Source organism: Glutamicibacter nicotianae (assembly GCF_006539525.1).
Classification (GTDB): domain Bacteria; phylum Actinomycetota; class Actinomycetes; order Actinomycetales; family Micrococcaceae; genus Glutamicibacter; species Glutamicibacter nicotianae.
In genome coordinates this window covers 570,058-596,353 of the sequence record NZ_BJNE01000001.1, presented here as the reverse complement: position 1 = coordinate 596,353, position 26,296 = coordinate 570,058, and the positions used below count along the sequence as shown (strand labels likewise).

Sequence of the window (26,296 nt, the reverse complement as noted above, 5' to 3'; positions counted from 1 at the left end):
GCGATTGGCACGCTGAACTCCCAGCCTTCCTCCGGGCGCAGCAGGGATCACGGAACAGGTGACGCTGGGAGCCCTGCGCGCAGCGGAACCAGACATGGCCCCGCGGTATGGCGTGCACCGTTAAATGGGGTCGATCTGGATGTCCCGACCGCGCGATTCCGGTGTTCGGACAGTGCCAGGATCGAGAATAGCGGGGATGACAAGACGGTTTAATCCACAGAGGAAGAAGTGCATCATTTGCTTCATTCTGTGCCAAAATTATTTCCCTCTAACTGCTGGTAAAAATCTGGATCCCGGCGTAGGATGTCGGCATATCGTTGTCTTGAATTGGGGGATTTAAAGACGAATTGAAACACTCGCATTCATTTCGCATCTTTAGATGCATTGGGGAACTTATCCTGAGCAGTTGAGCCACATGGGGTGGCTGCATCTTAGGCCAGGCTTTTATTATCTGAGGTCAGAGCCTTACTACCGCTCGCTCTTTTTCGGGTGGATCGCACTTACACGCCGCGCGATCCACTCTGGACATTCTTGTATGGGGGAGAAATGTCTAGGCATCAAAGGCGTGGCACTTTTGTGCCAAATTCACGCCGCAAAACTATTTTAAAAGGATCTTTAAAGCCATTTTTGGCGATAATTTCGTCAATTTCCTTGTGTTTTGTCATGACCATTCCGGGCATGGCAGTTGCCGCCGAAACTTCTGTTGGGGAAGAAACCGCGGCCACACAGCCGGCAACTGAATCGGAGGACTCCGCAGCCGCCGTGGACACGAAGTCCACAGAGGAAACAGCGGTCGAAGCTGAGGAATCTTCAGAGGCAACCACGGCGGAGGAATCGCCAGCTGCTGAAGCAGAAAATCGTACCAAGGCATCGGCTCCTGACAAAGATGCAGTAGCCGAACTCGAGCCGGACCCGGCACCTGCACCAGAATCTGAGAAGCCAGACCAGCCAAAATCAGCGGAAACCACGAAACCAGCACCTAAATCCGAACGTGTGGAATCGGTGGCACCCAAGCAGGAAAAGAAGCTGAAGGACACGGCTTCGCCGAAACTTGCGCAGCCGAAGGCCGAAGTTTCGGAATCGGAAGAGTCTGCCGAGTCTTCGGCAGCGGCCCGCGAGCCGCTTGCTGCCGCGGCCCTAGAGCCAGGGGAACCGGTAACCTGCGAGTACAACGCAGGCGAGGGTTCGGTCGACACCTTCATGCAGAAGTCAGACGAGATGCCGGACTATGCCAACGGCAACGTGCACGACGGCCTCTATGAAGGCGGCGTCGTGCACCAGCGCGTCGAGATGACGTTGCCAGCAGGCGAGAATGAGCTGGTCATCAAGTACCAGGTCAAGCAGGCCGGCAAGTGGGCCTACGACTATCTGCTCAACCAATCCGCTACGGGGGCCGAGATCACGGGCTGGACCGTTGTCGAGGGGAGCGGGGATGACCGCGTCGACACCGTCTATATCACGCTGTGGGTCGACGGAGCCGAAGGCGAAGAATCAGACGTCACTCTGCTCTTCGATGCGCATATCGCCTCCGAACTGGATCACGGGCCGGGCACTGGCGCTTCGTCGATCAACGGGTCACCGTATCACGTCGTGATTTCATCGCTGAATTGCAAGTCCGTTGGCCAACGGGACAACCAGATTCAGGCAGGTGCGGTCCAAGCGGGCTTCGTGACCATCATCAAGGACGCAGTACCTGCCGACGGCACGGACTTCGCGTTCACGCTCGCTGAGGACCGCTTCGGCGACTCGACTTCATTCAACCTCGATGACAGCGCGGATTCAGATACAGGTGCGGACCTGCCAAGCAGCGTCACCTACACCGTGGCTCCATCCACGGTAACCGTTACAGAGAACAGCCTGCCAGCGGGATGGACTCTGTCTGATATCACCTGCACCGGTGCCGCCGCAATTCGCAGCGGGACTTCCATCACCTTCGAGTTGGTCGACAATGATGAAGTCACTTGTACTTTCACCAATACGAAGACCACCTATGAGGAGCTCACGCTCCAAAAGGATGTCCAGGCATCCTATGACCGCGACTACGACTGGGATCTGGTCAAGTCCTTGGCCGAAGGCCAGGAAGCCACGGTAGAGGCGACGGCCACCGGAGTGGAGGTCGACTACAACGTGGTCGCCACCGCCAGCGAGGCCCAGGACAGCAACTTCGAGTTGTCCGGCACCATCACCGTGAACAACCCGAATGATACGGCGATGACAGGGGTTTCCCTGGTCGACCAGCTCGACGGCGCCAACTGCGTCATTTCCGCTGGCGGATCGCCGATCACCAACCCGCTGACCATACAGCCAGGCGAGACGTCCTTCACTTACGAATGCGACCTGCCCGAGGGAACCAGCGCCGGCAGCGCCGGCACCAACACGGTCACGGCAACCTGGGACGCGGAGGACTACTACGGCACCGATGGCCAGGCCAGCGCCTCGGCCGGCTACGACTTCGCGGAGGTTTCGCCAACGGTGACGGATGACGAAGTAACTGTCACCGATAGCGAATTCGACCTGTCGGGCATCGAGGGCGGCAACACGGTCACGGTAGCTGACAGTCCGAAGACCTTCGCCTACACCATCGAATGGGATGGCGTGCTCGGCCAATGCACCGACTACAAGAACATCGCCAGCCTCGCCACGGATGACGGGGAAACACTGACCGATGATGCCACGGTGGAAATCTGCATCGGCCAGGACCTGAGCATCGAGAAGCTGGTCGTCTCCAGCTTCAACCGCAGCTACGACTGGAGCATCGTCAAGAATGCCCTGGGCGAGCAGCCGTTCACCGCGGATCCTGAAACCGGCGAATTCACCGCCGAGTACTCGGTCACCGTCACTCCCGAAAGCTACACGGACAGCGACTGGGCCATGAGCGGAACCATCACCGTAACCAACCCCAACGATTGGCAATCGGTTGACGTGACCGTCACCGACCAGGTCGATGTGGGCGGCGACGCCACCTGCCAGGTGGTCGGCATTGTCGACGACCCGGACACGATGGATGCCGATCCGGCCGCTCCGGGCTTCCAGGCGACTCTGGATGCCTCCGAAACGCTGACCTTCACCTACAGCTGCACCTTTGAATCGCAGCCGAACTATGAAGGCAGCAATACCGCCGAGGTCACCTGGTCAGCCAGCGAAGCGTCCACTCCGTCAGCCAACGCAACCAAGGTGGTTGACGTCGATGCGGACGACTGGACGCAGACACCGCTGAACGAGACGGTGACCGTCACCGATCCGCTGCATGAGTTCGATCCGGCCTGGACCATCAGCTACTCCGATGGCCCGCAGACCAGGACCTATTCATACACCTGGACCGTGGACGAAGCAGGCACGTGCCAGAGCTTCATGAACACCGCCACGATCACCGGCAGCAACCAGCTGGTCAAGAGCGATGACGCCGAGGTCGAGGCATGCCGCCAGGCAGGCCTGACCGTTACCAAGGACGCGACGGCCAGTTATGACCGCACCTACCTGTGGAGCATCGACAAGCAGCTGGCCGAAGGCCAGCGGCCAGATGTCGTGGTCGAGGAAGACGGAACAGCTACCGTCGATTACACGTTGCTGGTGGACAACACCGGCTATGAGGATTCCGGGCAGCAGCTTTCCGGATCCATTACCGTGAATAATCCCAACGACTTCGAAGATCTCGAAGTGACGATCAGCGACGAGAACACCCTCTCGGCCGCCTGCACCATCGTGGCCGAGGACTCGAATCCGGGCATGGCGGGCATGCAGCAAGTGGTGCCGCGCGGCGACTCGATCACCGTGGACTACACCTGCGATGCATCGGCCGTTGCCGAGGCCGACTACACCGGCCACACCAATTCGGCGATTGTCACCTGGGGCGATGGGCTGCAGGCTGAAAGCCAGCCGGTGCCCATCGAATTCACCCTCGATGAGACCACCGATGCAACCGTCGACGTCTGGGATGACCAGGCTGATCCATCCGGCGACCCGGTACTGCTGGGCACGGTGAACTACGCCGACGCTCCAAAGAGCTTCAGCTACCAGATCACCTATGAAGTGCCACGCGATGAATGCCTGGTCTTCACGAACACCGCCTGGGTGGATCTGACTGGCGAGGACATCGAGGACTCGCAGGACGTGTCCATCTGCGACCAGAAGAATCTGGTCATCACGAAGGACGTGGACGCCAGCTACGAACGCGACTATGACTGGTCGCTGGAGAAGCAGGTGGACCAGAGCGAGTTCACCGTCGCCGGCGACGGCACGGTCACCGCGCACTACACGGTAGTGGCCACCGCCGGCGCGGCGCAGGACAGCGCGAAGCAGGTGTCAGGAACCATCACCATCAGCAACCCGAATACGCAAGTCGGGGAACTGACGGCCACGGTCGCCGACGTGCTCTCCATCCCTTCAGCCACCTGCACCATCGGCGGCACCGACGCGGATGAGAATGCGGACGGTTTCCAGGTCGTGCTGGCGGACGGGGAAAGCATCACGCTCGACTACGACTGCCAGGTGCCAGCCGGCACCGACATCACCGCGCAGTACACGAATACCGCAACGGTGAGCTGGGGCCAGGAACGCCAGGCCGAAACGGAAGTCGGCTTCGGCTTCGAGCAATCGAAGCTGACCGACGGCGAAGTCACCATCACCGATGACCAGACCGTCGAGGGCCAGGAAGTCGTGCTCGGCACCGCCACCGCCGAGGAATCGCCGAAGGCCTTCGAATACGTCCTGGAACTGCAGGGCGTTGCCGGAACCTGCACCGAGTACACCAACACCGCGGTGCTCGACGAGGCCACCGGCGAGGGCGAAGAGAACACGGACTCGGCCAGCACCACGGTGTGCGCCGGCGCGGATCTTGATATCGCGAAGAACGTTGTCACCTCCTTCGACCGCTCCTACCTCTGGTCGCTGGACAAGGAACTGCTCTCCGGCCAGCCGCTGGCAGCCAACCCGAATACCGGCGAGGTCACGGCGAACTACCGGATCACCGTGACCCCCGAGGGCCACGAGGACGGCAACTGGGCGATGAGCGGAGAAATCACGCTCAGCAACCCGAACGACTGGCAGGACGCGCCGGTTACGGTGCAGGACTTCGCCGATGTCGGCGGGGACGTGGCCTGCACGATCACCGGGGTGCGCGGTGAAGCGGTGGCGGACATGTCCGCCGAGCAAGCCGGCTTCCAGACGGTGATCCCGGCAGGGGCCGAATGGGTGATGACCTACTCGTGCACCTTCGAATCCCAGCCTGACTACGACGGCAGCAATACCGCCACCGTGGATTGGGATGCCCAGGCGCTGAGCACGGTCAACAGCCAGGACTCGGATACCGTGGAGATCTCGGAAGTCGACTGGACCCAGACGCCGCTGAATGACACGGCAACCATCACCGACAGCGCCCACGAGTTCGATCCGGCATGGATCGTGGACGTCTCCGATGGGCCGCAAAGCCGGGACTACTCGGTGACGTGGACCGTGGACGAGGCAGGCACCTGCCAGGTCTTCGAGAACGTCGCCACGCTCACCGGCGATGACGGCTTCACCGCGACGGACAATGCGCTCGCCGAGGCCTGCCGCGAGGCGGCCCTGGAAATCAGCAAGACCGTTGACGCCCAGTATGACCGCACCTACCAGTGGCAAATCGAGAAGTCGCTGGCCGAAGGCCAGGACGAGAAGATCACCACGGACGGTGCGGCCAGCGAGCCGGTGGACTACGTGGTCAAGGTGGAGAACACCGGGCACGAGGATTCGGGATGGGTGCTGGAAGGGAAGATCACCATCACCAACCCGAACCAGTACACCGGCATCGATGCCACCATCCAGGACGTGGTCGATCTGGAAGGCATCACCTGCACCACCTCGGAATCGCTGGTGAGCATCCCGGCCAACGGCACGATCACCGTCGGCTACAGCTGCGATGTCTCGGCAGGAGTCGACCCCGGCTCCTACAGCGGCGGCACCAACACCGCCACGGCCAGCTGGGGCGATGACCGGGCATCGAGCACGCAGGTGCCGATCGAGTTCGCCCTTGACGCGGAAATAGACCGCGAGGTCGAGATCTGGGATGACCAGACGAATCCCGAGGAACCGGTGCTGCTTGGCACCGTGGACATCGACGATTCGCCGGTGCTCATCGAATACCAGCTGGAGCATGATGCTCCCGCCGGCGAATGCATGAGCTACACGAACACCGCCTGGGTTGATATCGATGCGGGTGAGGATCCGCGGGATGACGCGACCGTGCAGCTGTGCGGCCTGCTCGACCTGATGCTCACCAAGGACGCCGAAGCCAGCTTCGACCGGACCTACTTCTGGGATCTTGAGAAGAAGGCCGATCGAACCGAGGTCACCGTGGCCGAAGACGGCACCGCCGACTTCTCCTACACGGTATCGGCCATTCCGGATGGTTCGGAGGATTCCGGGCATGAAGTGCACGGCATGATCGTGCTGGTGAATCCGAACCGCTTCGCATCGGCCTCGACGGTGGCCACCATCACCGACGAGATCAGCATCGAAGGGGTGACGTGCACCATCGATGCCGAGGATGCCGATCCGCAAACCGAGGGCCTGCAAGTCGCGGTTCCGGTGGGCGGCGACGGGGTCGGCGCCACGGTGCAGCTGCCCTACAGCTGCTCGGGCACCCCGGATGAGCTCAGCGGCAGCAACACCGTCACGGCTACCTGGGGCGAGGATTCGATGGCCACGGCCACCGCGCCGGTGGACTACCTGCTGGATGCCGAAACCGACAAGCAGGTCACCGTCATCGATGACAAGACCAACCCCGAGTCGCCGGTAGTGCTGGGCGAAGCGATCTGGAATGCCGAAGGCACCCCGATCGACTTCGACTACACCCTGCGCCACCAGGCCGAAGCCGGCACCTGCACGGAGTTCACCAATACCGCGGTGATCAAGCAGACCGGGGCCGAGGACTCGACCACCGTGACTCTCTGCGGCCAGAAGGCCCTGGGCCTGCAGAAGACCGCACAGGGGCTGGTGGACCTGGATTACGAATGGGAGGTAGAGAAGCGGATCGACCAGAGCAAGCTCACGCAGAATGAGGATGGCACGTTCACCGCGCACTACTGGGTGGAAGCTCGCAACACTGCAGTCGCCGAGCAGAATTTGCGGCTGTCCGGTGAAGTGATGGTGCAGAACCCGAATGAGTTCGGTTCCATCACCGCCACCTTGGAAGACCGGATCGATACCGCTGGCACCAGCTGCCGGATCGATGCGGAGGATGCCGATGAAGCGGCAGCTGGATTGCAGGTCGTGCTCGATGCCGGGGAGAACTTGGGGGCCCGGTATGAATGCGAACTGGCCAGCTGGCTCACCACCGATGCCTTCGAGGGAGCGGTCAACACCGTGATTGCCACCTTCGATGACCGCGAGGTGCGTGCCGAAGCACCGATCGACTTCACGATCGATGCAGTCACGGACGAATCGGTGACGGTCACCGATGACATGATGGATCCTGAGGCCGAACCGAAGGTGCTCGGGGTAGTCCATGTCCCGCAAGCGCCAATGCAGTTCGAATACGAACAGGTATTGGAGCCCGAAGCGGGTACCTGCACGGTATACATCAATACCGCGGCAGTGCACGAGGAAACTGACGGCAACGGCAAGGACGAATCCTCGGTGGACCTGCAACTGTGCATCGAGCAGGGACTGATGATCGCCAAGAGCGCCGACGCCCAGTACGCCAGGGACTACGACTGGTCGATCCGCAAGGATGCGAAGGAAACGAAGTTCGAGGTTGAACCGGATGGGCAAGCCACGGCCGAATACACGGTCGAGGCAAACCTGGAGGGCTACGAAGACCAGGACTTCACCGTCACCGGTGAGATCACCGTGGCCAACCCGAATGACTTCAAGGACACGCAAGTGCTCCTCGAAGACAAGCTGTCCATCGAAGGGGCCACCTGCTCCATCGAAGGATTGGCGGATGGGAAGCTGATGCTCCTGGCCGGGGAGACCCGGACCGTGAAGTACAGCTGCTCCTTCGAATCCCCGGTTCCCGAGGCCGATTACACCGGCCACGAGAACACGGTGAACGCCAGCTGGACCGACGTGGAAGGAACCACGCAGACGGTCAGTGCCAAGGCTCCGTTGGAGTTCGAAGCGGCATCGGCCACCGATGAGATGGTGACGGTCTTCGATGACTACACGAATCCCGAGAATCCACGGGAACTGGGCAAGGTCAAGGCCGAAGAGCAGAGCAAGAAGTTCACGTACGAACTGGTCTTGGACGGCATTGCCGGCAAGTGCCGGACGATGACGAATACCGCGATAATCCCGGAGGCATCCGGCGAGGACTCGAACAATTCGGATTCGGCGGACGTGGAAGTTTGCTCCGAGGCTCCGCAGGCAGCGCCACCGGCACCGCCAGCTCCTCCGGCACCGCCAGCGCCGGCAGCACCACCTGCCCCGCCAGCACCGCTCGCAGCAACCGGCCTTGACCAGGGCACGTTGTGGCTGGCAGGGGCTGCAGGGATGGTGATTATCGCCGGAGCATTGATCCTGCTTCGGTACCGTCGCCGGAACCCATAGTCCGTGCGCCAGCTGGATGCCGGTCCTGCCTTTCGGGGCAGGGCCGGCATTCGGCGTGAGGGGCTGATGCTGAATGAACAGAGCAGGCCCGGACCTCGAATTTGCATAAGAGGTCCGGGCCTGCTTCGTTCAGTGCGCCAGGCGGACGTCGCGGTCAAAACTAATTCGGAGAGCGTCGCGAGTGAACCGTTCGTTGATGCTAATCCTGCTGGTTCGGCCGAAGCGGAACGTAACTTCCGACCGTCGGCGGAATAGACCTACGACTCGATCTGGTCCTGAACGGCTTTACCTTCCAAGCTGGGCACCAACAGCGGATCCGTCCGTTGCTCTTCGGCGGGAAGGTTCATGGTGCTAGCAAAGATGTTTGCCATTCGCTGAGTAGCTTCAAGCGCTGCACCTTCGGCCGCCCAAGAATCAAAAGTAAACGAGTAATTCTCGTCCCTGGTTATGACGTCCAGTTTGGGGCCCTTTTTCGTCCGTTCCGCGAATCGCACGTAACGGACATCTGCCAGGGGAACTACATTTTCAATGGCGCCTTCTTTGTTGAGATCGCTCTGGTCTGCGACAAAGAAGGAATCACTGGTAATTCCGAGGTAAACGTTGTTGGTGAGTAGCTTTTCTTGATTCGCATCCGCCAAGGCCAACAGCTGGGCATTTTCCGGGAGCGCCCAGGTAAGAATGTCTGCAAGCTTGTCTGGCATGCCTTCCTTGAAGACTGGAACCGCTGGTGCCAATTTATCTCGTCCAGAGTGTAGCTGGTTGCGTAAGTCAGACACTGTAGTTGCCAGCGCATCCGCCATCTTGAGCGCGTCGTCTAAGCTGCGGCGCTTACCAGTGAATGGAAGACTTCGAGCAGCAGGCAGGAGCGCGAGTAAGCGCACGTGACTTTCAACTTCTGCGAGCAACTTGATGACTTCACCCATTGCTTCTTCATGCGCAGAATTCGTTTCCTCGACATGATGGGAAAGCAATCGATCGTTGGCCTCTGATTCCTCCGAGTCCCGGCTGATGAGGACTCCGCGAAGTACCTGAGCGCGGTACCAAGCGAACTCAGCCATTAACATGCCGTGGGAGTCGGCGATGATCTGGTCAAAATTTTGCTTGATATAGCTTCGTCGTGATTTGGCATCATCGGCGAGGTGCTTGACATGATTCCGCACGAAGTCGACGAACAACTTTCGGCACTTGCGCAGATCTGCTTCGCGAGTAGCCAATGGGGCGAAGATATGATTGTTGACGGTTCCGGCGGCGTCTGCCTCCTGGAGCGCACGAATACTGGTTTCATGCAATCCGATCAAGGTGGCCCACTGATCCTCGTGGATTGCACGCAACACGTCTCGTGTTAGCTCGATGTTCTCGTCGACTTTGCGCGAGATGGAAGCCAGTTGGAGCTGAATGGCCAAAAGGACCATTGCTGGAGCAGCTACCGGTCCAAGAGCACCCGCCGGAGCTATTCCTGCGGGCAGGAATCGAGCTTGTGCAACGATGGTTCCACTGCTATTCACTATCGTGCCCATGCTCTGGCCTGCGGACTGCATCAGCGTATTACCTGATTGGTTCAATATATGCAATGATTCCGGAGCAAGGCGGACAAGTCCCTGAAGTTGGGGCAATGCGGATAAGCCAACAGCAGCCAGGTTTCCTACTCCGGTTGCAGTAGAGAAGTGGTCAAACATGCTTTGGCTTGCATTCTGCCCCAGCAAGTCGAAGCCGAGGAGATCAACGTCTTTTGGAGCATGATCAGCGAAAAGCATCGCATATCCGTCACCAACCTCCAGCAATGCGATATCGGATGCTTGTGAGGCCAACTCGGAGCTCGATGCATTGTTTCCAATGAATTCTGGATTATCGGGTGCGGGAACTTCTGGGATAGGCATGAAATGGGCTTTCTGCGGAAGTGGTTCATGATGGCAAGTTGCAAGGCTCAAGCAAGTAATTGAGGCCAAGTGAAGACAACAGCAGTCTATCTGTCGCTATGTCGCGCATCAGAAATGTTGCTTTGAGCAAGCAGATGATGAGCTTGAAAATCAGCGCGGTCAAATGAAGATGCCACGTTTCGATTAGTCTGTAGTCGCCGTTGGCAGGTGGGCGCGTCGTTGAAATGCATCTGGCTATTCGCCAACGGAGCAGTTATGCAATTCATCAGGTACTACGGTTTCGTTATGTTTCCGAGGCATCAACAGTGCGGCAGAAACAGAGCAGGCCCGGACCCCTTATTCGCATAAGAGGTCCGGGCCTGCTGCCGCGGTCAAGCCTTCAGGCTATATCTGCGATGCGCTCTGGGCTGCAGCTTCGCGCTCATGGGCTTCGCGCATGGCGCGCTCCACACTGTCGACATCGCGTACCGCACCCTTGTCTGCGGACAACGCCATGGCGGCGTAGGCGCGCAGCGCAGGGGAGACCACGCGGTCGCGGTTCTTCGGATGGTAGCCGGTGGTGGCGATCAGGCGCTCGCGGCGCTGGGCCAGAACCTCGTCGGAGACGTTCAAGGTCAGTTCGCGGGTCGGGATATCGATGGAGATGGTATCGCCATCTTCAACCAGCGCGATCAGGCCGCCGGAGGCCGCCTCGGGGGAGACATGGCCGATGGACAGGCCCGAAGTGCCGCCGGAGAAGCGGCCATCGGTGATCAGCGCGCAGGACTTGCCCAGGCCGCGGCCCTTGAGGAACGAGGTCGGGTAGAGCATTTCCTGCATGCCGGGACCGCCCCTCGGTCCTTCGTAGCGGATGACCACTACGTCGCCTTCCTTCACCTGCTTGTTCAGGATCTTCTCCACTGCCTCGTCCTGGGATTCGCAGACCACAGCCGGGCCGGAGAAGGTCCAGATCGATGGGTCGACGCCAGCGGTCTTGACCACTGCGCCGTCCACAGCGATGTTGCCGCGCAGCACGGCCAGGCCGCCGTCCTTGGAGTAGGCGTGCTCTACCGAGTGGATGCAGCCTTCTGCTTCATCGGTGTCCAGGGCCGCCCACTTCTCGGACTGCGAGAATGCGGTGGAGGAGCGCTTGCCGCCCGGGGCCGCGTGCCACAGGTCGAAGGATTCCTGCGTCGCCTTGCCGCCACGGATATCCCAGTTATCGAGCCATTCGCCCAGGGTTGCCGAGTGGACGGTGTGCACGGTTTCATCCAGCAGGCCGCCACGGCGCAATTCGCCGAGGATGGCAGGGATGCCGCCGGCGCGGTGGACATCTTCCATGTAGTAGATGGTGCCGTTGCCGGCAGCGTTCGGTGCCACCTTGGCCAGGCATGGCACGCGGCGGGAGACCTCATCGATCTCATCCAGGCCGAAGTCCACGCCGGCCTCGCGGGCGGCGGCCAGCAGGTGCAAGATGGTGTTGGTGGAACCGCCCATGGCGATATCAAGTGCCATGGCGTTGCCGAAGGCCTTCTTGGTGGCGATGCTGCGGGGCAGCACGGTTTCGTCATCTTCGCCGTAGTAGCGGTTGGCGATATCGACTACCAGCTTGCCGGCGTTCTGGTACAGGTCCTTGCGCGCGGTGTGGGTGGCCAAGGTGGAGCCGTTGCCTGGCAGCGAGAGGCCCATGGCCTCGGTCAGGCAGTTCATCGAGTTGGCGGTGAACATGCCGGAGCAGGAGCCGCAGGTAGGGCAGGCGGACTCTTCGATGCGCAGCAGGTCGGCATCGGAGACGTTCTCGTTCACTGCCTCGGAGATGGCATCCACCAGGTCCAGGGTGCGCACGGTGCCGTCAACCAGGGTGGCACGGCCCGATTCCATGGGGCCGCCGGAGACGAAGACGGTCGGGATGTTCAGGCGCAGTGCGGCCATGAGCATGCCGGGGGTGATCTTGTCGCAGTTGGAGATGCAGATCAGCGCATCGGCGCAGTGGGCGTTGACCATGTACTCCACGGAGTCCGCGATCAGGTCGCGGGATGGCAGGGAGTAGAGCATGCCGCCGTGGCCCATGGCGATGCCGTCATCCACCGCGATGGTGTTGAATTCGCGGGGAATGCCGCCGGCTGCCTCGATGGCCTCGGACACGATGCGGCCAACCGGCTGCAGGTGGGTGTGTCCGGGAACGAATTCGGTGAAGCTGTTGGAGACCGCGATGATCGGCTTGCGCCCGAGGTCGGCGCCGTTCACGCCGGCTGCGCGGAACAGTGCGCGAGCGCCGGCCATATTGCGGCCATGGGTGACAGTGTGTGAACGAAGTGTGGTCATACCTAAAATCTCACCATATATTTGCCGTCAAACCCAGACGGTGACGATACTAGTAGTACTACTACCATGCAGAGGGGTGGGCCCAGTGAATCCAAGCCAGAGACGCAGAGAAGAGCTCGCGGCCTTCCTCAAGGACCGCAGAGCCCGGGCTGACAGGGCATCGCACGGACTGCCGGAGATCGGGCGCAGCCGGGTGCGAGGTTTGCGCCGTGAGGAAGTCGCCACCTTGGCCGGTGTTTCTGTTACCTGGTACACCTGGCTGGAGCAGGCCCGGGATATTAATCCCTCCCGCCAGGTCTTGCAGTCATTGGCACGCTTGTACCGGCTGACCCCGGTGGAATCCTCGTACCTGTTTTCGCTGGCCGGGCACGGCGAGCTGGAGCCAATCGGCAACGGCGGAATGACCCCGGCCCTGCAACGCTTGCTGGATGCGTTGCAGTTCCCTGCCTTCCTGCTTTCGGCTGACTGGACCATCCTGGGATGGAACCGGGCCTACGCGGAGCTGTATCCGCGGGTGGAGTCGCTGGAGAGCGAGGACCGGAATCTGCTGTGGCTGGTGTTCACCGACGCGCAGCTGCGCGAAATGCTGCCGGACTGGGAAGTGCAAAGCCGAGGATTCGTTGGAAGTTTCCGTGCTGAAACGCGTGGATGGCTCAGCCCTTCGGGGGAGAGCGGAATCGTTGCCCGGGTCTCGGCGGCTTCCCCGGAATTCGCCGCCATCTGGAATGAACGGGACGTTGCAGGGTTCCGCACCGGCGAACGCGTGTTCCGGCACCCTAAATTGGGGCTGACCCGCTATGAGCAGCACAACCTGACTCCTACCGAAGCCACAGACTTGACCCTGTTGATGTACACGCCGCTGTAGTCTCGCACTACGGCGCTGGTCCGATCTGATTCGGGAGTATATAAAGCTAAACTGCCCTACGGAAAGATCCGTAGGGCAGCCAACTGGTTGTGGGATTACGCCTAGGAATTCAAGAACCCCAGCGCCTTTTCCTTGAACTCGCGGCTGGTAACCGCGTTGGCGTGATTGCGTCCTGCTAGCCACAGCACTTCATTGCGTGTCCCCGCATTCTTCAGCAACCGACGCAGGTGCGGCATGGTCGTGGCGAGATCATCTTGGTCTCCAGCCACCAGCAAGGTCGGGACTGACGGTACCTTTGCGGCAGGGTCATACGGCTCGGACTTGATGGCTTCGATCAGCTCAAAGAGCGCCGAGAGATCATTGGACGGCTCAGCCTTGGCAATCTGCATGATGGTGGCAGTGTAGTCATCATGGATCTTTTCGCCCGTCTCGACATGGGCGCGGGCCTGATCCAATTCGAAGGCAGCCAGCGGATCGCCGGCCCCTGGACCTCCGATGACCAGGTGATTCACCAGGTCTGGATTGAATGCGGCGAACTCCCAGGCAAGGCGTGAACCCAACGAGTAGCCGATGACATCGACTGGACCTTCATCCAGATCCATCACAATGGCCGCCAGCGCCTGGCGAATCTGGCTTGGTGCCCAGCTGCCGTCGTTGCGTCGAGGGTCTTCTCCATGGCCGGGCAAGTCAATCAGAAGGACATCGCGTCCCGCATCGGTGAAATATTTCAGCCAACGCGAGCGGTCCCAATTCAATTCGCCGGATGAGGCGAAGCCATGGATGAAAAGCACGGATGGGCTTTTCACCTCAGCGTTTGCGCGAACCACTCGAAGATTCAGATCCAAAGTCATGCCATTGATCATAGGCTATCCACCGGCGAAATGAGATCCGGGCTAGCGTGCCAAGAGTGTTAATGTCAGAATGACTCTAACGAAATCGAATGCTTTGAAAACGAGGCAAGAAAAAATGTCATCCGTACCTGGCTGGGCGAACGTCGAAGAACGCCGCAACCTGCCACCCGCTCTTGCGGTTTCCACAGTGATCCTGGGAATCCGCGAAGGCAAGGACGGTGGCCCTGACAAACTCTGCTTGCCCGTGGTCCGTCGAGTTCGCCAACCCCACGCCGGAATGTGGGCGCTGCCGGGCGGTCCAGTTGATCCGCGCGAATCCCTCGGCCAAGCGGCCGGACGCAACTTGGCCGAGACCACAGGTCTACGCCCCTCCTACCTGGAGCAGCTCTACACTTTCGGCGACATCGACCGCTCGCCAACCCACCGGCTGGTCACCATCGCCTACTTTGCGCTGCTGAACGCTGACCAAGTCTGCGCCACGGTCCAAGACGACAACGTGGCTTGGTTCGATATCGATGATCCGCAGATTGCCCAGATGGCTTTCGACCACCGGAAGATCCTGGACTACGCCATGTGGCGGCTGCGAAACAAGACCGAATACGGGCAGATAGCGCATCGGCTGCTGGGAGAGCGCTTCACCTTGGCGGCTCTGCGCGGAGTCTACGAGGCCATCCTCGGACGGCGCCTGGATCCCGCGAACTTCCGCCGCACGCTCAAGAGCACGGCTTCCATCGAGGAAACCGATGAGTATCTGGCTGGCGGACAGCACCGGCCTCCTCGGCTCTACCGCTACGTGGGCCATGGGCCGGACCCATTGGAAGTCGACCCGCTGCACGGCTAGCAAGCATCATCCACACTTATTTACCGTCATCCTGTAAGAAACGGACGAACCCATGAGCACCCAAATCACTGACAACGCCAATGCCTCGGTAGCCCAGAACATCGCTCGGCTCAATCTGCTGGCACCGGGCTCCACCTGCTCCACCGACCTGGCGTCCAACCCGTGGGACACGCCGGCAGGCTACGGTCCCGGCGCCTCCCAAGGCGATTCGGTGCCAGCAGGCTACCCGGTACAGGGTTCCATCCCGGAAGAATATCTCAAGGCCAGCGACGCCGAGCTTGATGCTCGCATCATTGCTGCCAAGGAAACCCTGGGGGACAAGGCAGTGATCCTCGGGCACTTCTACCAGCGCGACGAAGTGGTGAAGTACGCGGACTTCGTAGGCGACTCCTTCCAGCTGGCCAATGCGGCCCTGACCCGCGACAAGGCAGAAGCCATCGTGTTCTGCGGCGTGCACTTCATGGCCGAAACCGCGGATATCCTCAGCCGCGAGGACCAGGCGGTAATCCTGCCGAATCTTGCGGCAGGCTGCTCGATGGCGGATATGGCCGACGGCCCGAGCGTGCAGCAGTGCTGGGAAGAGCTCACCGCGCTCTACGCGGATGAAGCCGATGACGGGCGGATGCCGGTGATCCCCGTGACCTACATGAACTGCTCCGCCGAGCTCAAGGCATTTGTCGGTCGCAACGGCGGACTGGTTTGCACCTCTTCCAACGCGGCAACCGTTTTGGAGTGGGCTTTCGAGCGCGGACGCCGTGTCTTGTTCTTCCCGGACCAGCACCTCGGACGCAACACCGCCAAGGGAATGGGCATTCCATTGGAGCAAATGCCAATGTGGACTCCGCGCAAGGAACTGGGCGGCAACGAAGCTGCCACACTGCTCGATGCCAAGGTCATTTTGTGGCACGGCTTCTGCTCCGTGCACAAGCGCTTCAACCCGGCGCAGATCGCCACGGCGCGCGAGGACTTCCCGGGCGTGCGTGTCATCGTGCATCCTGAGTGCCCGATGGAAGTCGTCGACGCCGCGGATGAAGCCGGTTCCACCGACTACATCCAAAAGGCCATTGCGGCCGCAACCGAACCGACTGATTTTGCCATCGGTACCGAAATCAACATGGTCAACCGCCTGGCTGCCCAGTACCCGCAGCACAACATCTTCTGCCTTGATCCAGTGATCTGCCCATGTTCCACCATGTACCGAATCCACCCGGGCTACCTTGCATGGGTGCTTGAAGAGCTGGTTGCCGGACGCGTGGTCAACCAGATCTCGGTGCCGAAGGAACAGCAGGCAGATGCAAAGATCGCCCTGGAGCGCATGCTGGCTGCCAAGCCATGAGCCAGGAGCAGCGAACACCAGAGAAGCTGGTGATCATCGGCTCAGGAGTGGCGGGCCTATGCGCTGCCCTGCAAGCCGTGCAGCTGGGCATCCGGCCGGTACTGCTGACCAAAGGCAAACTCGGCGACTCGAATTCCGAGCACGCGCAGGGTGGCCTGTCGGCTGTCACCGAAGCATCCGTAGCCCACGGCGACTCGGTGTCCAAGCATGTTGCCGATACGCTGAAGGCGGGCGCGGGACACTGCGGTCTGGAACCAGTGGAACACCTGTGCTCCTCGGGCGAAGAGCTGGTGCAGGCCTTGGAAACCTATGCTGTGGACTTTGACCGAAATGCAGACGGTTCCTACCAACTCGGCCTTGAGGCCGCGCACAGCGCCCACCGAATTCTGCATATCAATGGGGATGCCACTGGCGCCTCATTGGTGCGTACCCTAGCGCGCGCCGTGCGCCAGCTGGAGGTAGAAAGCAAGCTCAGCATCATCGAGGACGCGCTTGCCACCGACCTGCTGCTGCAAAACGGAAGAGTCTCCGGGGTGCACTATCTGCGCCACAATGAGGAGCGAATGCTCGAAGCCGACTCGGTGCTGCTGGCGACCGGCGGGATTGGGCAGTTGTACTCGGCAACCACGAATCCCCAGGGGGCAACCGCCGACGGCCTTGGCTTGGCCGCCCGGGCCGGTGCTGTGATCGCTGATGCCGAATTCATCCAGTTCCATCCAACATTGGTTGACCCTGCCAAATATCCGAAGGCCGGCATGGTGTCCGAAGCCGTGCGTGGCGAAGGAGCCATCCTGGTCAACGAGGCTGGGCAGCGTTTCATGCCTGAACTCCACCCGGATGCAGAACTGGCGCCCCGTGATGTCGTGGCCCGAGGCATCCATGGCCAAATCCAAGACGGGCACCAGGTTTTCCTTGACGCGCGGGCGGTGGAAGAAACCCAGGGCAAGGGATTCCTCGTAGCCCGTTTCCCTTCCATCACTGCCAAGCTTGCCTCGTGCACCGAGGACGACTCAGGATTGGACATGGCTCATGATCTGATTCCGGTGGTGGCTGCCCAGCATTACTTCATGGGCGGGATCTACACTGACACCTCAGGACGAACCACTGTCCCCGGACTCTATGCGGCCGGCGAATGCGCCAACACGACAGTTCATGGTGCCAACCGCTTGGCCAGCAACTCCTTGCTCGAAGCCATGGTCTTCGCCCGGGATGCTATCGTGGCAGTGAGCAGCGACCCGGCGGATGCCCGCTGCATCACCGAGGAGCTGGCCATCCGGCAGATCTCCGAGTCCATCCCGGAAGCGCCGCTGGATCTTGAGCACCTGCAAGCCGCTGCCAGCAACGCCCTTGGCGTCTACCGCACCGGTGGGCAGCTGGAGGAAATGTCCCACATGCTGGCGACGAGTGCCCCGGTAGCCGCCACGGCGCGAGAGCAAGCAGAACTGTGCAATCTGTGGATCGCCGCACGGATCATTGCCGCAGGTTCCATGGCGCGTACCGGAAGCCTAGGTGCACACCATCGCCTGGATTCAACCGAAAGCACCAGCAACGGGCCAGGCCAGAGCGTGCGCTATGGCTGGACATTGCACCCAAGCGAGCTGAATAACAAGAACTTCTTGAGCAAGGAACTGAACGCGTGAACACTCTGATCCATCCGGTACCCACCGCAGCCATGGACCGCATCATTGAAATGGCGCTTGCCGAGGACAATCCGCGTGGCGACCTCACCGCCCTGACCATCGTGCCCGAGGGGGCGACGGCCACTGCCGTGGTGCAGGCCCGTCAGCCGGGGGTGCTCTCCGGAGGGGTGGTATTCGCCCGGACCATGCAGCTGGTCGATGCGCAGCTGGAGGTCGAGCAGCTGGTTGCCGAGGGAATGGCTTTTGCCGCCGGAGATGATTTGCTCAAGGTCAGCGGGCCAGCGGCGAGCTTGCTGACCGCTGAACGCGTGGGACTCAACCTTTTGCAGCGCATGAGTGCCATCGCCACCGCAACCGCCGAACTCGTAGGACTGGTTGCGCATACCAATGCCCGCATTGCCGATACCAGGAAGACAACGCCAGGACTTCGCGTCCTGGAACGCTATGCTGTCCGTTGCGGTGGGGGAGTCAACCACCGCGACAACCTGTCCGATGCTTTCATGGCCAAGGACAACCACCTGGCCTTGCTGGATAACGGCGAGCAGCTGACCGCAGCCCTGAAATCCGTGCGCGCCCGGCTGGGGCACACCACGTCGATGGAAGTTGAAGTTGATTCCATTGAGCAGATTCCGCCGGTGCTCGCCGCTGGAGTGGACATCATCATGCTGGATAACTTTGATCCGGCTGACATTCCCGCAGCGATTGAACTGATCAACGGGCAAGCAGTGGTCGAAGCCAGCGGGAACATCAACGCGGCCACCGTAGCGGCAGTCGCCGAGGCCGGTGTCGATGTCATTTCTTCGGGTGCCATCACGCACTCGGTGAAAGCAATTGACCTTGGTCTGGATATGGTTATTGCATGATCTACATGGATGCCGCATCCACTGCGCCACCTCGCCAGGACGTTCTCGACATGCTCAACCCATTGCTGACCAAGGATTTCGGCAATCCAGCTTCCTTGCATGAAGCCGGCCAGCAAGCCAAGCGCGCCAATGACTGGGCAAGAATGCAGGTAGCCGGCCAACTGGGTGTGGCGGCAGAAGAAGTGTATTTCACTTCCGGCGGCACCGAGGGAGCGAACGCTGCCGTCATCGGCGCGGCCTTGGCAAAGCCCCGCGGACGTGTGGTGGTCTCCAGCGCCATTGAGCATCCAGCCGTGCTGGAAGCCTGCAAGTATCTGGTTGAATTCCACGGATTCGAACATCGCATCATCCCTGTCTCGGCCACGGGACTCGTGGATCTGGAAGCGGCAGGCCAGCTGATTGATGCGGATGTTTCCGTGGTTTCGGTGATGGCTGTGAACAATGAAGTCGGCACCATTCAGCCGGTAGAGCCGTTGGCCCAACTGGCACATGCTGCTGGGGCGATCATGCATACGGATGCCGTGCAGGCCGCCGGCTGGATTGACCTCAAGCCACTGTGCGCCGCCGTGGACGCATTGAGCATCTCCGGGCACAAGATCGGCAGCCTCAAGGGCAGCGGAGCGATGTACCTGTCAGCCAAGCACCGCTTTGTACCGCTGCTTCACGGTGGCGGGCAGCAGGGCGGACTGCGTTCGGGAACGGAAAACCCGGCTGCCGCCGTTGGCATAGCCGTTGCATTGCAAGCGGCAACTGCGCAGCGCGAAGCCGGACTAGGCGACAACTTTGGCCCGTACCTGATTGAGAGGATTCTCAATGAGCTCAATGCCAAGCATCCGGGAAGTGTCCAGCTCACCGGAGATCCGGTGCATCGCGTTGGTGGCATCGCCTCTTTCGTCTTCCCAAAGACCGCTGGCGAAACGGTGCTGATTGAGTTGGCCCGCAGGGGAGTCCTCTGCTCTTCGGGTTCTGCGTGCGCGGCAGGCTCGACCGACCCTTCCGCAGTGCTCACCGCAATGGGCTATGAAGAAGAATTGGCCCACACGGCTGTCAGGCTGTCGTTCACACGTACGGCGAAAGAGAACGAGATCAGCCAGGTAGCGTCGGCTGTCGTTTCCTGCGTTTCCGGGCTTCTGAAATAGCCAAGGCTATAGCCTTGGATTGTCCAATGTTGTGTTTTCAGTTCGGTGACCGTGGCTCCGACGGACTTCTTGACGCATGGCAGCATCCTGCAATGTCCTAGTACGAATATTTCCCCAAAAGCTGTGATCGGCTGCTCCAGCCTTTGAGGAATCGTTCGAGATCGCTTGGCTATCAGTCGTCGGTTTCCTGTTGCTCATCGGTCGGAGCAGCGGGGAGTGCCTGTTGGCGTTCGGCTCGCTTCTTTCCGCCAAGTCGCCCGCTAGCTGCACCGGCCAGCGATGACCCAAGATTTTTCGCCTTTGATACGCCGGCAGAAGCTCCAGACAGGCCACCTTTTACCAAGTTGCTGTCGCGCACGGAATCCGAAACCTTGTGTGCCTTGTCACGGATAGAAGCTCCTGCTGAACTCAGCGTCGCCGACAGGCCATTCTCGGTTTCGGCCTTGTCCAGATCCTGAAGGGCAGCCAAATACTCCGCTGCGTCAACTAGCGGTGGCGGAAGCTCGCGCAAGTGCTGCTTCAGCCTATTGGACTGCACCTTGAGCGTAACGAAGGTCAGCCCTCCCGAGACCACACCGCCAACGACAGGAACAATCTTGCTGACGCTCTTCGCAAAGCTTTGCTTGGTGACATTGACGCCAATCAACTTCAGCGTTTGTTTCATCGGACCATACCAGGCGGTTTTTGTCAGAGCCTGTTTGGCTATATTTTTCTGAATAGCCGGTCCTGCTACCTGGGCAGCGAACCGGCCTACCGTGGTCGATGCCCCGCTGACTCCCATCATCACGCCGAGAAAGCCAGCAAGCTTGCCCAAGGTTTCATCATCGATATGCTCCACGTCGTCGAGGAAAGATTGCCAACCGTAGGTGTAAGCAATTTTTTGCATGACCCTGAACGCATGGATATAGAACTGCGTGATATCCGCCGGGATGGTTCCGAACATGAACAAACCGCCAGGTAATCCACTGGCAAATGACAAAGCAGTGGATTTGCGGGTTTCAAAATCAATGGATTCGGAAGCGATTTCATCCAAGAGCTTGGGCCCAATGCCTGCCGCGGCTGGGTTGGTAGAGACTGCTCTATCTATCTGATCGCGGCTGTATCCCTTTTTGTGCAGTTCTGCCGTGAGGAAATGATCACGATCGATTTTCACGCCTCTGAGCCGAATTACTTTCTTGAGGAAAGCAGTAGCGAATTGCTCGGCATCGACATTCTGATCCTTGAGCATATCGGAGAGGGTCTCGTCCGCTCCTTGATCCGGATTTGTGGCGTTCGGGTCCACAGCACCTAGTACTTCCTCCTGCTGGCTGGGGAGTTCAGACTTCTGGTTCGTGCTTTCCTGCAATGTATTTCCCCCAAAGTTTTGTGCTGGAAACCAGCTGCGCGAATTGTAGGCAAGTTGCTCTTAGCCTATCCAATAAGTGCTAGGAAACGGGATCCGTTTGGAACCATGAAGCGGCCAATCCTGTATCTGCCAGTTAGCGACTTGCGAACTTGCTATTGACCGTCGAAGTAAGTAATTGACCATGAAGTGGCAATTTCGCCGTACCTCGGGGAAGTGCAACAGCAAAAAGATAGGCGATTCATCTGAGAATGAATCGCCTATCTTTCACAATGCGGACACTGGTGCGCTAGTTCAAAGATTTAGCGCAGGTATTTGCCGGAGACCCAGCCGTTCTTCCCTGCGTACTTCACCGGGTACCAGCCTGACTTCTTGGCACCGCGGACCGTCACCGTCTTGCCCTTTGGAATGGTGAGGATGACTCGCTTGCTCGTCCCAACACCGGTGCGCATGTTCAAATTCGCGATGGTCTTCTTTGACGAAGATTTCGAGGTCTTGGGCTTCGTCGCTTTCGGAGCGGTACCGGACGAGGAGAAACTGCTCAGGTAGGTACCCGAGACCCAGCCGTTCTTGCCTGCGTACTTCACCGGGTACCAGCCGGACTTCTTGGCGCCGCGAATGGCTACCTTCTTGCCCTGCGGGATGGTCAGCACGATGCGATTACTAGTGCCTGCCCCGGTACGCATGTTCAAGTTGGCCGTGGTCTTGGCCGACTTGGCGTTGCTGGTGTTCTTCTGCGGTGTGCTCTTTTTCGTATCCTTCTTTGGCGCAGATGGCATCGAGACGTTCTTCAGATACTTGCCTGAAACCCAGCCGGTCTTCGAGCTGTAGCGAACCTGGTACCAACCGGACTTCTTGGAACCGGTCAGCTGGACGGTCTTGCCCCTCGGAATGGTCAGCAGCACGCGATTGCCGGTGCCCGCCCCGGTGCGCATATTCAGATTCGCGTTGGTCTGGGCAGTGCCCTTGGATTTCTTCGGAGCGCTGTCAGACTTCTTGCCGGAAACCCCATAGTAGGCTTCGAGGCTCTTGGCCCCGGAATTCTTGACGCTCTTGGCCAACGAGGTGCCCAAATAGCGGAAGTGCCACGGTTCGTAGGCATAGCCAGTAACGGATTCCTGGCCCTTCTGGTAGCGCATGATGAAGCCGTACTTGTGCGCATTCTTGCCTACCCATTTGCCCACAGGAGTGTTGGCGAAGCAGGCCTGCAATCCGCAGGCGCCATTGGCGTTTCCAACGTCAATGGCCAGACCGGTTTGGTGCTCGCTGGTGCCTGGTACAGCAGAAATGCGCGAAGCGTAGCTCTTGCCGTAGATGCGCGAGTAGTAGTTGAACAGCTCCGCCTGGCGGTTGTATGAACGGTATCCGCTGACGGCGCGAATCTTGACGCCATCCTTGGCCGCTGCCTTCACCATCTTGGTGTAGGCCTTGGCGGCCGAGGACCTCAGCCTGACGTTGGTGCCTTTGACGGCTACCGTCTTCGGAGCGTATTTCACGGGACTCAGCGGGTACTTCTTGTTGACGAAGACATCATCCTTGCTTGGATTGCGCTGGATTTTCTTGGCAGCAATCTGCAGTCCGCTGTCAACTGCGAGCACTTGTGCCTGGGGCACTGACACGGCGGAGGCAGGAGCTGTGGCTAGTGCCGGATTTGCCGGCAGCACTGTTGCGAACAGCGCAGCCGATAGCGCGGCAGCCATGGAAATCTTGAACGCCCGAGGCTGTTTCATGGAATTCTCCGGTAGAGGTGACAAGCGATGCGACCATCATTCCATCACTTATCTATGAGTCATTCAAGGTGTTACTGCAAACGTTGGAGATGAAACGGGCCTATTGCGACCGACCTTCTGCGGAAGCAAGCGGACTGTTTTATCCCTTGGATGAAAGCACGTGCCATCATCTGCGATGCCCTGCCTGCACCAGGAGAAGCATCTTCCCACGTGGGGAATCGGAGAATTTCCAAGAGTCGTGGCCCCGGACAAGCAGCAATCGGGAATTCCATTCAGCCTCGTAGTTCTACGATGCCGGTTGCGCGGGAAATCGCGGTCCCAGACTTGCCCGCAAGTTGCTGCAATCTTTTCTCCAGCAGGCGCGGAGGTGCCTTGGGCAGGCGTTCTGGCAAATGGAAGACTGCGACGAGTCAATTTTTCTAGTTGGGCGAGATTTGGTAGGTTTGCGTGCATGCGTATCCGTCCAGAAGTCTTCGATGACCGGGCTGCGGTGTATGCAATTACGCACGCTGCGTTCGCCGGAATCGATCCGATGGTTGAGCCTGAGGAAGTCGGACTGCTGCAGCAGCTCTTCGAGTGCGACCAATATGACAACCGCTTCTCAATCGTTGCCCTGGACGACACAACGGTTATCGGCCATGTCATCGCGACATGGGGCGCAGTCAATGGGGAACCCTTATTGGGGCTAGGTCCGCTGGCTGTCGCTCCGGAATACCAGCACCGGGGTGTCGGATCGATCCTGATGCAAGAAATTCATGACAGGGCTGAGCGAGAAAGCATCAGCGGCATTGTCCTGCTCGGTGCCCCAGGCTATTACAGCCGCTTCGGCTACGAAGCTGCCCAGCCCCGAGGTATCCACCCTTCGGTTCCGTCGTGGGGCGAGCACTTCATGGTGCGCGTCTTCGATGACAGCTGCCTGCCGAGCGGCGACTACCGTTATGCCAAGCCGTTCGGCGTTTAGCCGCTAATTTTCGCTGGGAATTTTCTCGCTCCTATTGTCTCCTGTTCCCCTCGGGCGTAAACCTGACGTATGGAAACACAGCAAGAGCTTCGCGAACTGTCCTTCTCCGTCTCAGGCATCATTTCCAAGTCGATCAGGCAAGTATTCGAAGCTGTGGCTGATCCGGAACAGCTTTCCCATTACTTCACTACCGGGGGAGCCGAGGGATACTTGGAAAACGGTGCCACCGTTAGCTGGGACTTCCATGATTTCCCCGGAGCTTTCCCGGTCAAGGTCTTGGAGGTTGAAGAACCAAAACGCATTGTCTTCCAATGGGGAGGCCAGCAATCCACGGCTGAAGATGGCATGAATACCGTGAGATTCGACTTCGAGTCCCTGGAGGACAGCACCCGAACCAAGGTGACCATCAGCGAAGCGAGCTGGATTGCCACCGATGAAGGGGCCAAGGCCGCCTTCGGCAATTGCGAAGGATGGACCGGAATGCTGGCCGCCATGAAAGCGTGGCTGGAATACGGGATCAACCTGCGCGAAGGCTTCTACAAATAGTTGGTGCCTGAGCTACCGGCGGCGACGGTAGTACACGTGCGTCACGAGTGAAGTTTCACGGCGGGAAACGCGGTCCATGTGTGTTTCTATGTCTTCAACGGTGATGGCCTCCCCGCGGCCCAGGCGGATCGGTGCGATATGCAGCCGCAGCTCGTCAATGAGGCCGGCTCGCAGGAATTGCACGATGGTGCTCGCACCGCCGGCAATGGCCACCGGATTCTCGCCAGCAGCTTCGCGTGCCTCGGCAAGGGCTTCCTCGATCCCCTCGGAGATGAACTGGAAGCTGGTTCCGCCCTCCAGGCAAAGCACCGGCTTCGGATGATTGGTTAGCACGAAGACCGGGGCATGATACGGAGGATTCTCTCCCCACCACCCGATCCAGCCGGCATCGTCTTCTCCGGCTGGAGGGCCGAACATCTTGCTGCCCATGATGAAAGCCGACGCTTCGGTAATGGCAGAAATTTCAGCCTGGTTTTCCTCAAGATTCTCGAACTGCCAACGGTGCAGCGCTTCGGCTCCTACGCCCAGGGGATGCTCCATGCTCTGGTTGGGGCCAGCGCAGAATCCGTCCAAGGAGACGGTGACATCGCAAACTACCGGGCCCATGGCAAATGCCTCGATTCAACCTACTTGCTGGCGGGAGGGTGGCTACTCCAACAATGAACCTGCCCGCAAGCAGAATCAACCCCAAGCCCGGGAAAATCCGGCAGGAGGCTCAGTTCCCGGCATCCTTCGGCGCACCGGCAACATTCCACAGCGTAGCGTGGTATTTCCGGATCAACGCGGCTTCCAGCAGCAGGGCAGCCTTGCGGTGGATGCAGGTCACCCACCGGCCTTCGAGATGCAAGCGGTCAATGGCCAGGCGCGCGACTTGCTGGACGGTCCGGGACTCGCCGCGATCGGCCTCGGCTGCCAGTTCCCGAAGCCACTGCGGGTCAGCCAACGCTTCGTCGAAGGCGTACTTGCCCAGGCCGGAGGTCGCACCCTTGCCGCTGGAATAGATCTTCAGCCGTCCGCGCAGGCCCTTGCCGCTGCGCTCGCCGGCCTGCCCCACGTAGATGGGCTCGTGGTCCCCGGCGCCGGCCCGGCGGAACATGTAGACTCCCGGAGCCACGGGTGCCGAGTCGGCTGTGGCTTCGAAGGATTCCCACGGCGACCATTCCAGCGAATCAATGACCTGGTCATCGACGGGCTTGAGGGCAATGTCCATTCCCGGTGCGCCGGCGAACTGCAGCTGGGCCAGCAAGGTGGCGGACACATGCCACGTGCCTCCTGGCTGGGGCGGCTTCTGGATTGCGCCCTTGGGACGATGCTGGCGCAGATAGCTGCGCAGCTGCTTGGTGTCTACCCCAAGGGTGCCAGCGGCTTCTTCCAAGCTGAATAGCTTCTCGTCCTTCAAAAGTGATCTGCCTTCTGGGTGCCGTGAATGAACAGGTGATGATGAATCAATTTAATCCCATGCAATGCCAAAGAGCCCG

Annotated in this window: 17 protein-coding genes; 9 read left to right on the top strand and 8 right to left on the bottom strand. The window is 59.9% G+C overall.

The window, feature by feature from the left end; all coding sequences use genetic code 11:
• Positions 1-557: 557 nt before the first annotated feature.
• On the bottom strand, positions 558-1,013 hold the full coding sequence (locus ANI01nite_RS02670; RefSeq protein WP_141355775.1) for a hypothetical protein: 456 nt from the start codon (positions 1,011-1,013) through the stop codon (positions 558-560).
• Here ANI01nite_RS02670 and ANI01nite_RS02665 point away from each other — a divergent pair.
• The gene (locus ANI01nite_RS02665; protein ID WP_141355773.1) at positions 1,003-8,523 is read left to right on the top strand and encodes a prealbumin-like fold domain-containing protein; all 7,521 of its coding nucleotides are present in this window, start codon (positions 1,003-1,005) and stop codon (positions 8,521-8,523) included. The genes ANI01nite_RS02670 and ANI01nite_RS02665 overlap by 11 nt on opposite strands.
• Before the next feature lie 257 nt (positions 8,524-8,780).
• On the opposite strand, the gene ANI01nite_RS02660 is transcribed toward ANI01nite_RS02665, so the two are convergent.
• Both ANI01nite_RS02660 and ilvD read right to left on the bottom strand, forming a co-directional pair.
• On the bottom strand, positions 8,781-10,451 hold the full coding sequence (locus tag ANI01nite_RS02660; RefSeq protein ID WP_141355771.1) for a hypothetical protein: 1,671 nt from the start codon (positions 10,449-10,451) through the stop codon (positions 8,781-8,783).
• 333 nt (positions 10,452-10,784) lie between these two features.
• Entirely contained in the window at positions 10,785-12,704 is a 1,920-nt protein-coding gene (ilvD, locus tag ANI01nite_RS02655; RefSeq protein WP_141355769.1) for a dihydroxy-acid dehydratase, read from the bottom strand.
• An 85-nt stretch (positions 12,705-12,789) separates the two neighbouring features.
• On the opposite strand from ilvD, the gene ANI01nite_RS02650 reads away from it, so the two are divergent.
• Positions 12,790-13,569 carry a helix-turn-helix transcriptional regulator gene (locus tag ANI01nite_RS02650; protein WP_083586929.1) on the top strand — a complete coding sequence of 260 codons (780 nt, stop codon included), beginning with the start codon at positions 12,790-12,792 and terminating at the stop codon, positions 13,567-13,569.
• 101 nt (positions 13,570-13,670) lie between these two features.
• On the opposite strand, the gene ANI01nite_RS02645 is transcribed toward ANI01nite_RS02650, so the two are convergent.
• Positions 13,671-14,420: an alpha/beta fold hydrolase gene (locus ANI01nite_RS02645; protein ID WP_121867789.1), complete on the bottom strand. Its 750-nt coding sequence runs from the start codon at positions 14,418-14,420 to the stop codon at positions 13,671-13,673.
• A gap of 115 nt (positions 14,421-14,535) precedes the next feature.
• On the opposite strand from ANI01nite_RS02645, the gene ANI01nite_RS02640 reads away from it, so the two are divergent.
• Genes ANI01nite_RS02640 through ANI01nite_RS02620 form a run of 5 tightly spaced genes read left to right on the top strand, consistent with a single transcriptional unit; the run spans position 14,536 to position 20,239 of the window.
• Positions 14,536-15,261 carry an NUDIX hydrolase gene (locus ANI01nite_RS02640; RefSeq protein ID WP_141355767.1) on the top strand — a complete coding sequence of 242 codons (726 nt, stop codon included), beginning with the start codon at positions 14,536-14,538 and terminating at the stop codon, positions 15,259-15,261.
• Between the two features lie 52 nt (positions 15,262-15,313).
• Positions 15,314-16,597 (top strand): quinolinate synthase NadA, encoded by a 1,284-nt coding sequence (gene nadA / locus ANI01nite_RS02635; protein ID WP_141355765.1) that lies wholly within the window; start codon positions 15,314-15,316, stop codon positions 16,595-16,597.
• Positions 16,594-18,237, top strand: a complete 1,644-nt coding sequence (locus ANI01nite_RS02630) for an L-aspartate oxidase (RefSeq protein ID WP_141355763.1) — start codon at positions 16,594-16,596, stop codon at positions 18,235-18,237. Before nadA ends, ANI01nite_RS02630 begins: the two co-directional genes overlap by 4 nt.
• Positions 18,234-19,100, top strand: coding sequence for a carboxylating nicotinate-nucleotide diphosphorylase (gene nadC, locus ANI01nite_RS02625; RefSeq protein ID WP_174787662.1), 867 nt, complete (start codon positions 18,234-18,236; stop codon positions 19,098-19,100). Before ANI01nite_RS02630 ends, nadC begins: the two co-directional genes overlap by 4 nt.
• Entirely contained in the window at positions 19,097-20,239 is a 1,143-nt protein-coding gene (locus tag ANI01nite_RS02620) for a cysteine desulfurase family protein (protein ID WP_141355760.1), read from the top strand. The genes nadC and ANI01nite_RS02620 overlap by 4 nt, the downstream gene beginning before the upstream one ends.
• Before the next feature lie 172 nt (positions 20,240-20,411).
• On the opposite strand, the gene ANI01nite_RS02615 is transcribed toward ANI01nite_RS02620, so the two are convergent.
• Together ANI01nite_RS02615 and ANI01nite_RS02610 are read right to left on the bottom strand one after the other, a co-directional pair.
• Positions 20,412-21,584, bottom strand: a complete 1,173-nt coding sequence (locus ANI01nite_RS02615; protein ID WP_141355758.1) for a hypothetical protein — start codon at positions 21,582-21,584, stop codon at positions 20,412-20,414.
• A 299-nt stretch (positions 21,585-21,883) separates the two neighbouring features.
• On the bottom strand, positions 21,884-23,311 hold the full coding sequence (locus tag ANI01nite_RS02610; protein ID WP_141355756.1) for a D-alanyl-D-alanine carboxypeptidase family protein: 1,428 nt from the start codon (positions 23,309-23,311) through the stop codon (positions 21,884-21,886).
• Between the two features lie 451 nt (positions 23,312-23,762).
• On the opposite strand from ANI01nite_RS02610, the gene ANI01nite_RS16620 reads away from it, so the two are divergent.
• Both ANI01nite_RS16620 and ANI01nite_RS02600 read left to right on the top strand, forming a co-directional pair.
• Positions 23,763-24,272 carry a GNAT family N-acetyltransferase gene (locus tag ANI01nite_RS16620; RefSeq protein WP_170214540.1) on the top strand — a complete coding sequence of 170 codons (510 nt, stop codon included), beginning with the start codon at positions 23,763-23,765 and terminating at the stop codon, positions 24,270-24,272.
• Between the two features lie 69 nt (positions 24,273-24,341).
• Positions 24,342-24,818: an SRPBCC domain-containing protein gene (locus ANI01nite_RS02600; RefSeq protein WP_141355754.1), complete on the top strand. Its 477-nt coding sequence runs from the start codon at positions 24,342-24,344 to the stop codon at positions 24,816-24,818.
• A 12-nt stretch (positions 24,819-24,830) separates the two neighbouring features.
• Here the strand turns inward: ANI01nite_RS02600 and ANI01nite_RS02595 are convergent, their stop codons facing one another.
• Both ANI01nite_RS02595 and ANI01nite_RS16880 read right to left on the bottom strand, forming a co-directional pair.
• Positions 24,831-25,424: a dihydrofolate reductase family protein gene (locus ANI01nite_RS02595; RefSeq protein ID WP_141355752.1), complete on the bottom strand. Its 594-nt coding sequence runs from the start codon at positions 25,422-25,424 to the stop codon at positions 24,831-24,833.
• 109 nt (positions 25,425-25,533) lie between these two features.
• Complete coding sequence (locus tag ANI01nite_RS16880; protein ID WP_218024296.1) at positions 25,534-26,217, bottom strand: hypothetical protein; 684 nt, start codon at positions 26,215-26,217, stop codon at positions 25,534-25,536.
• Positions 26,218-26,296: the final 79 nt, after the last annotated feature.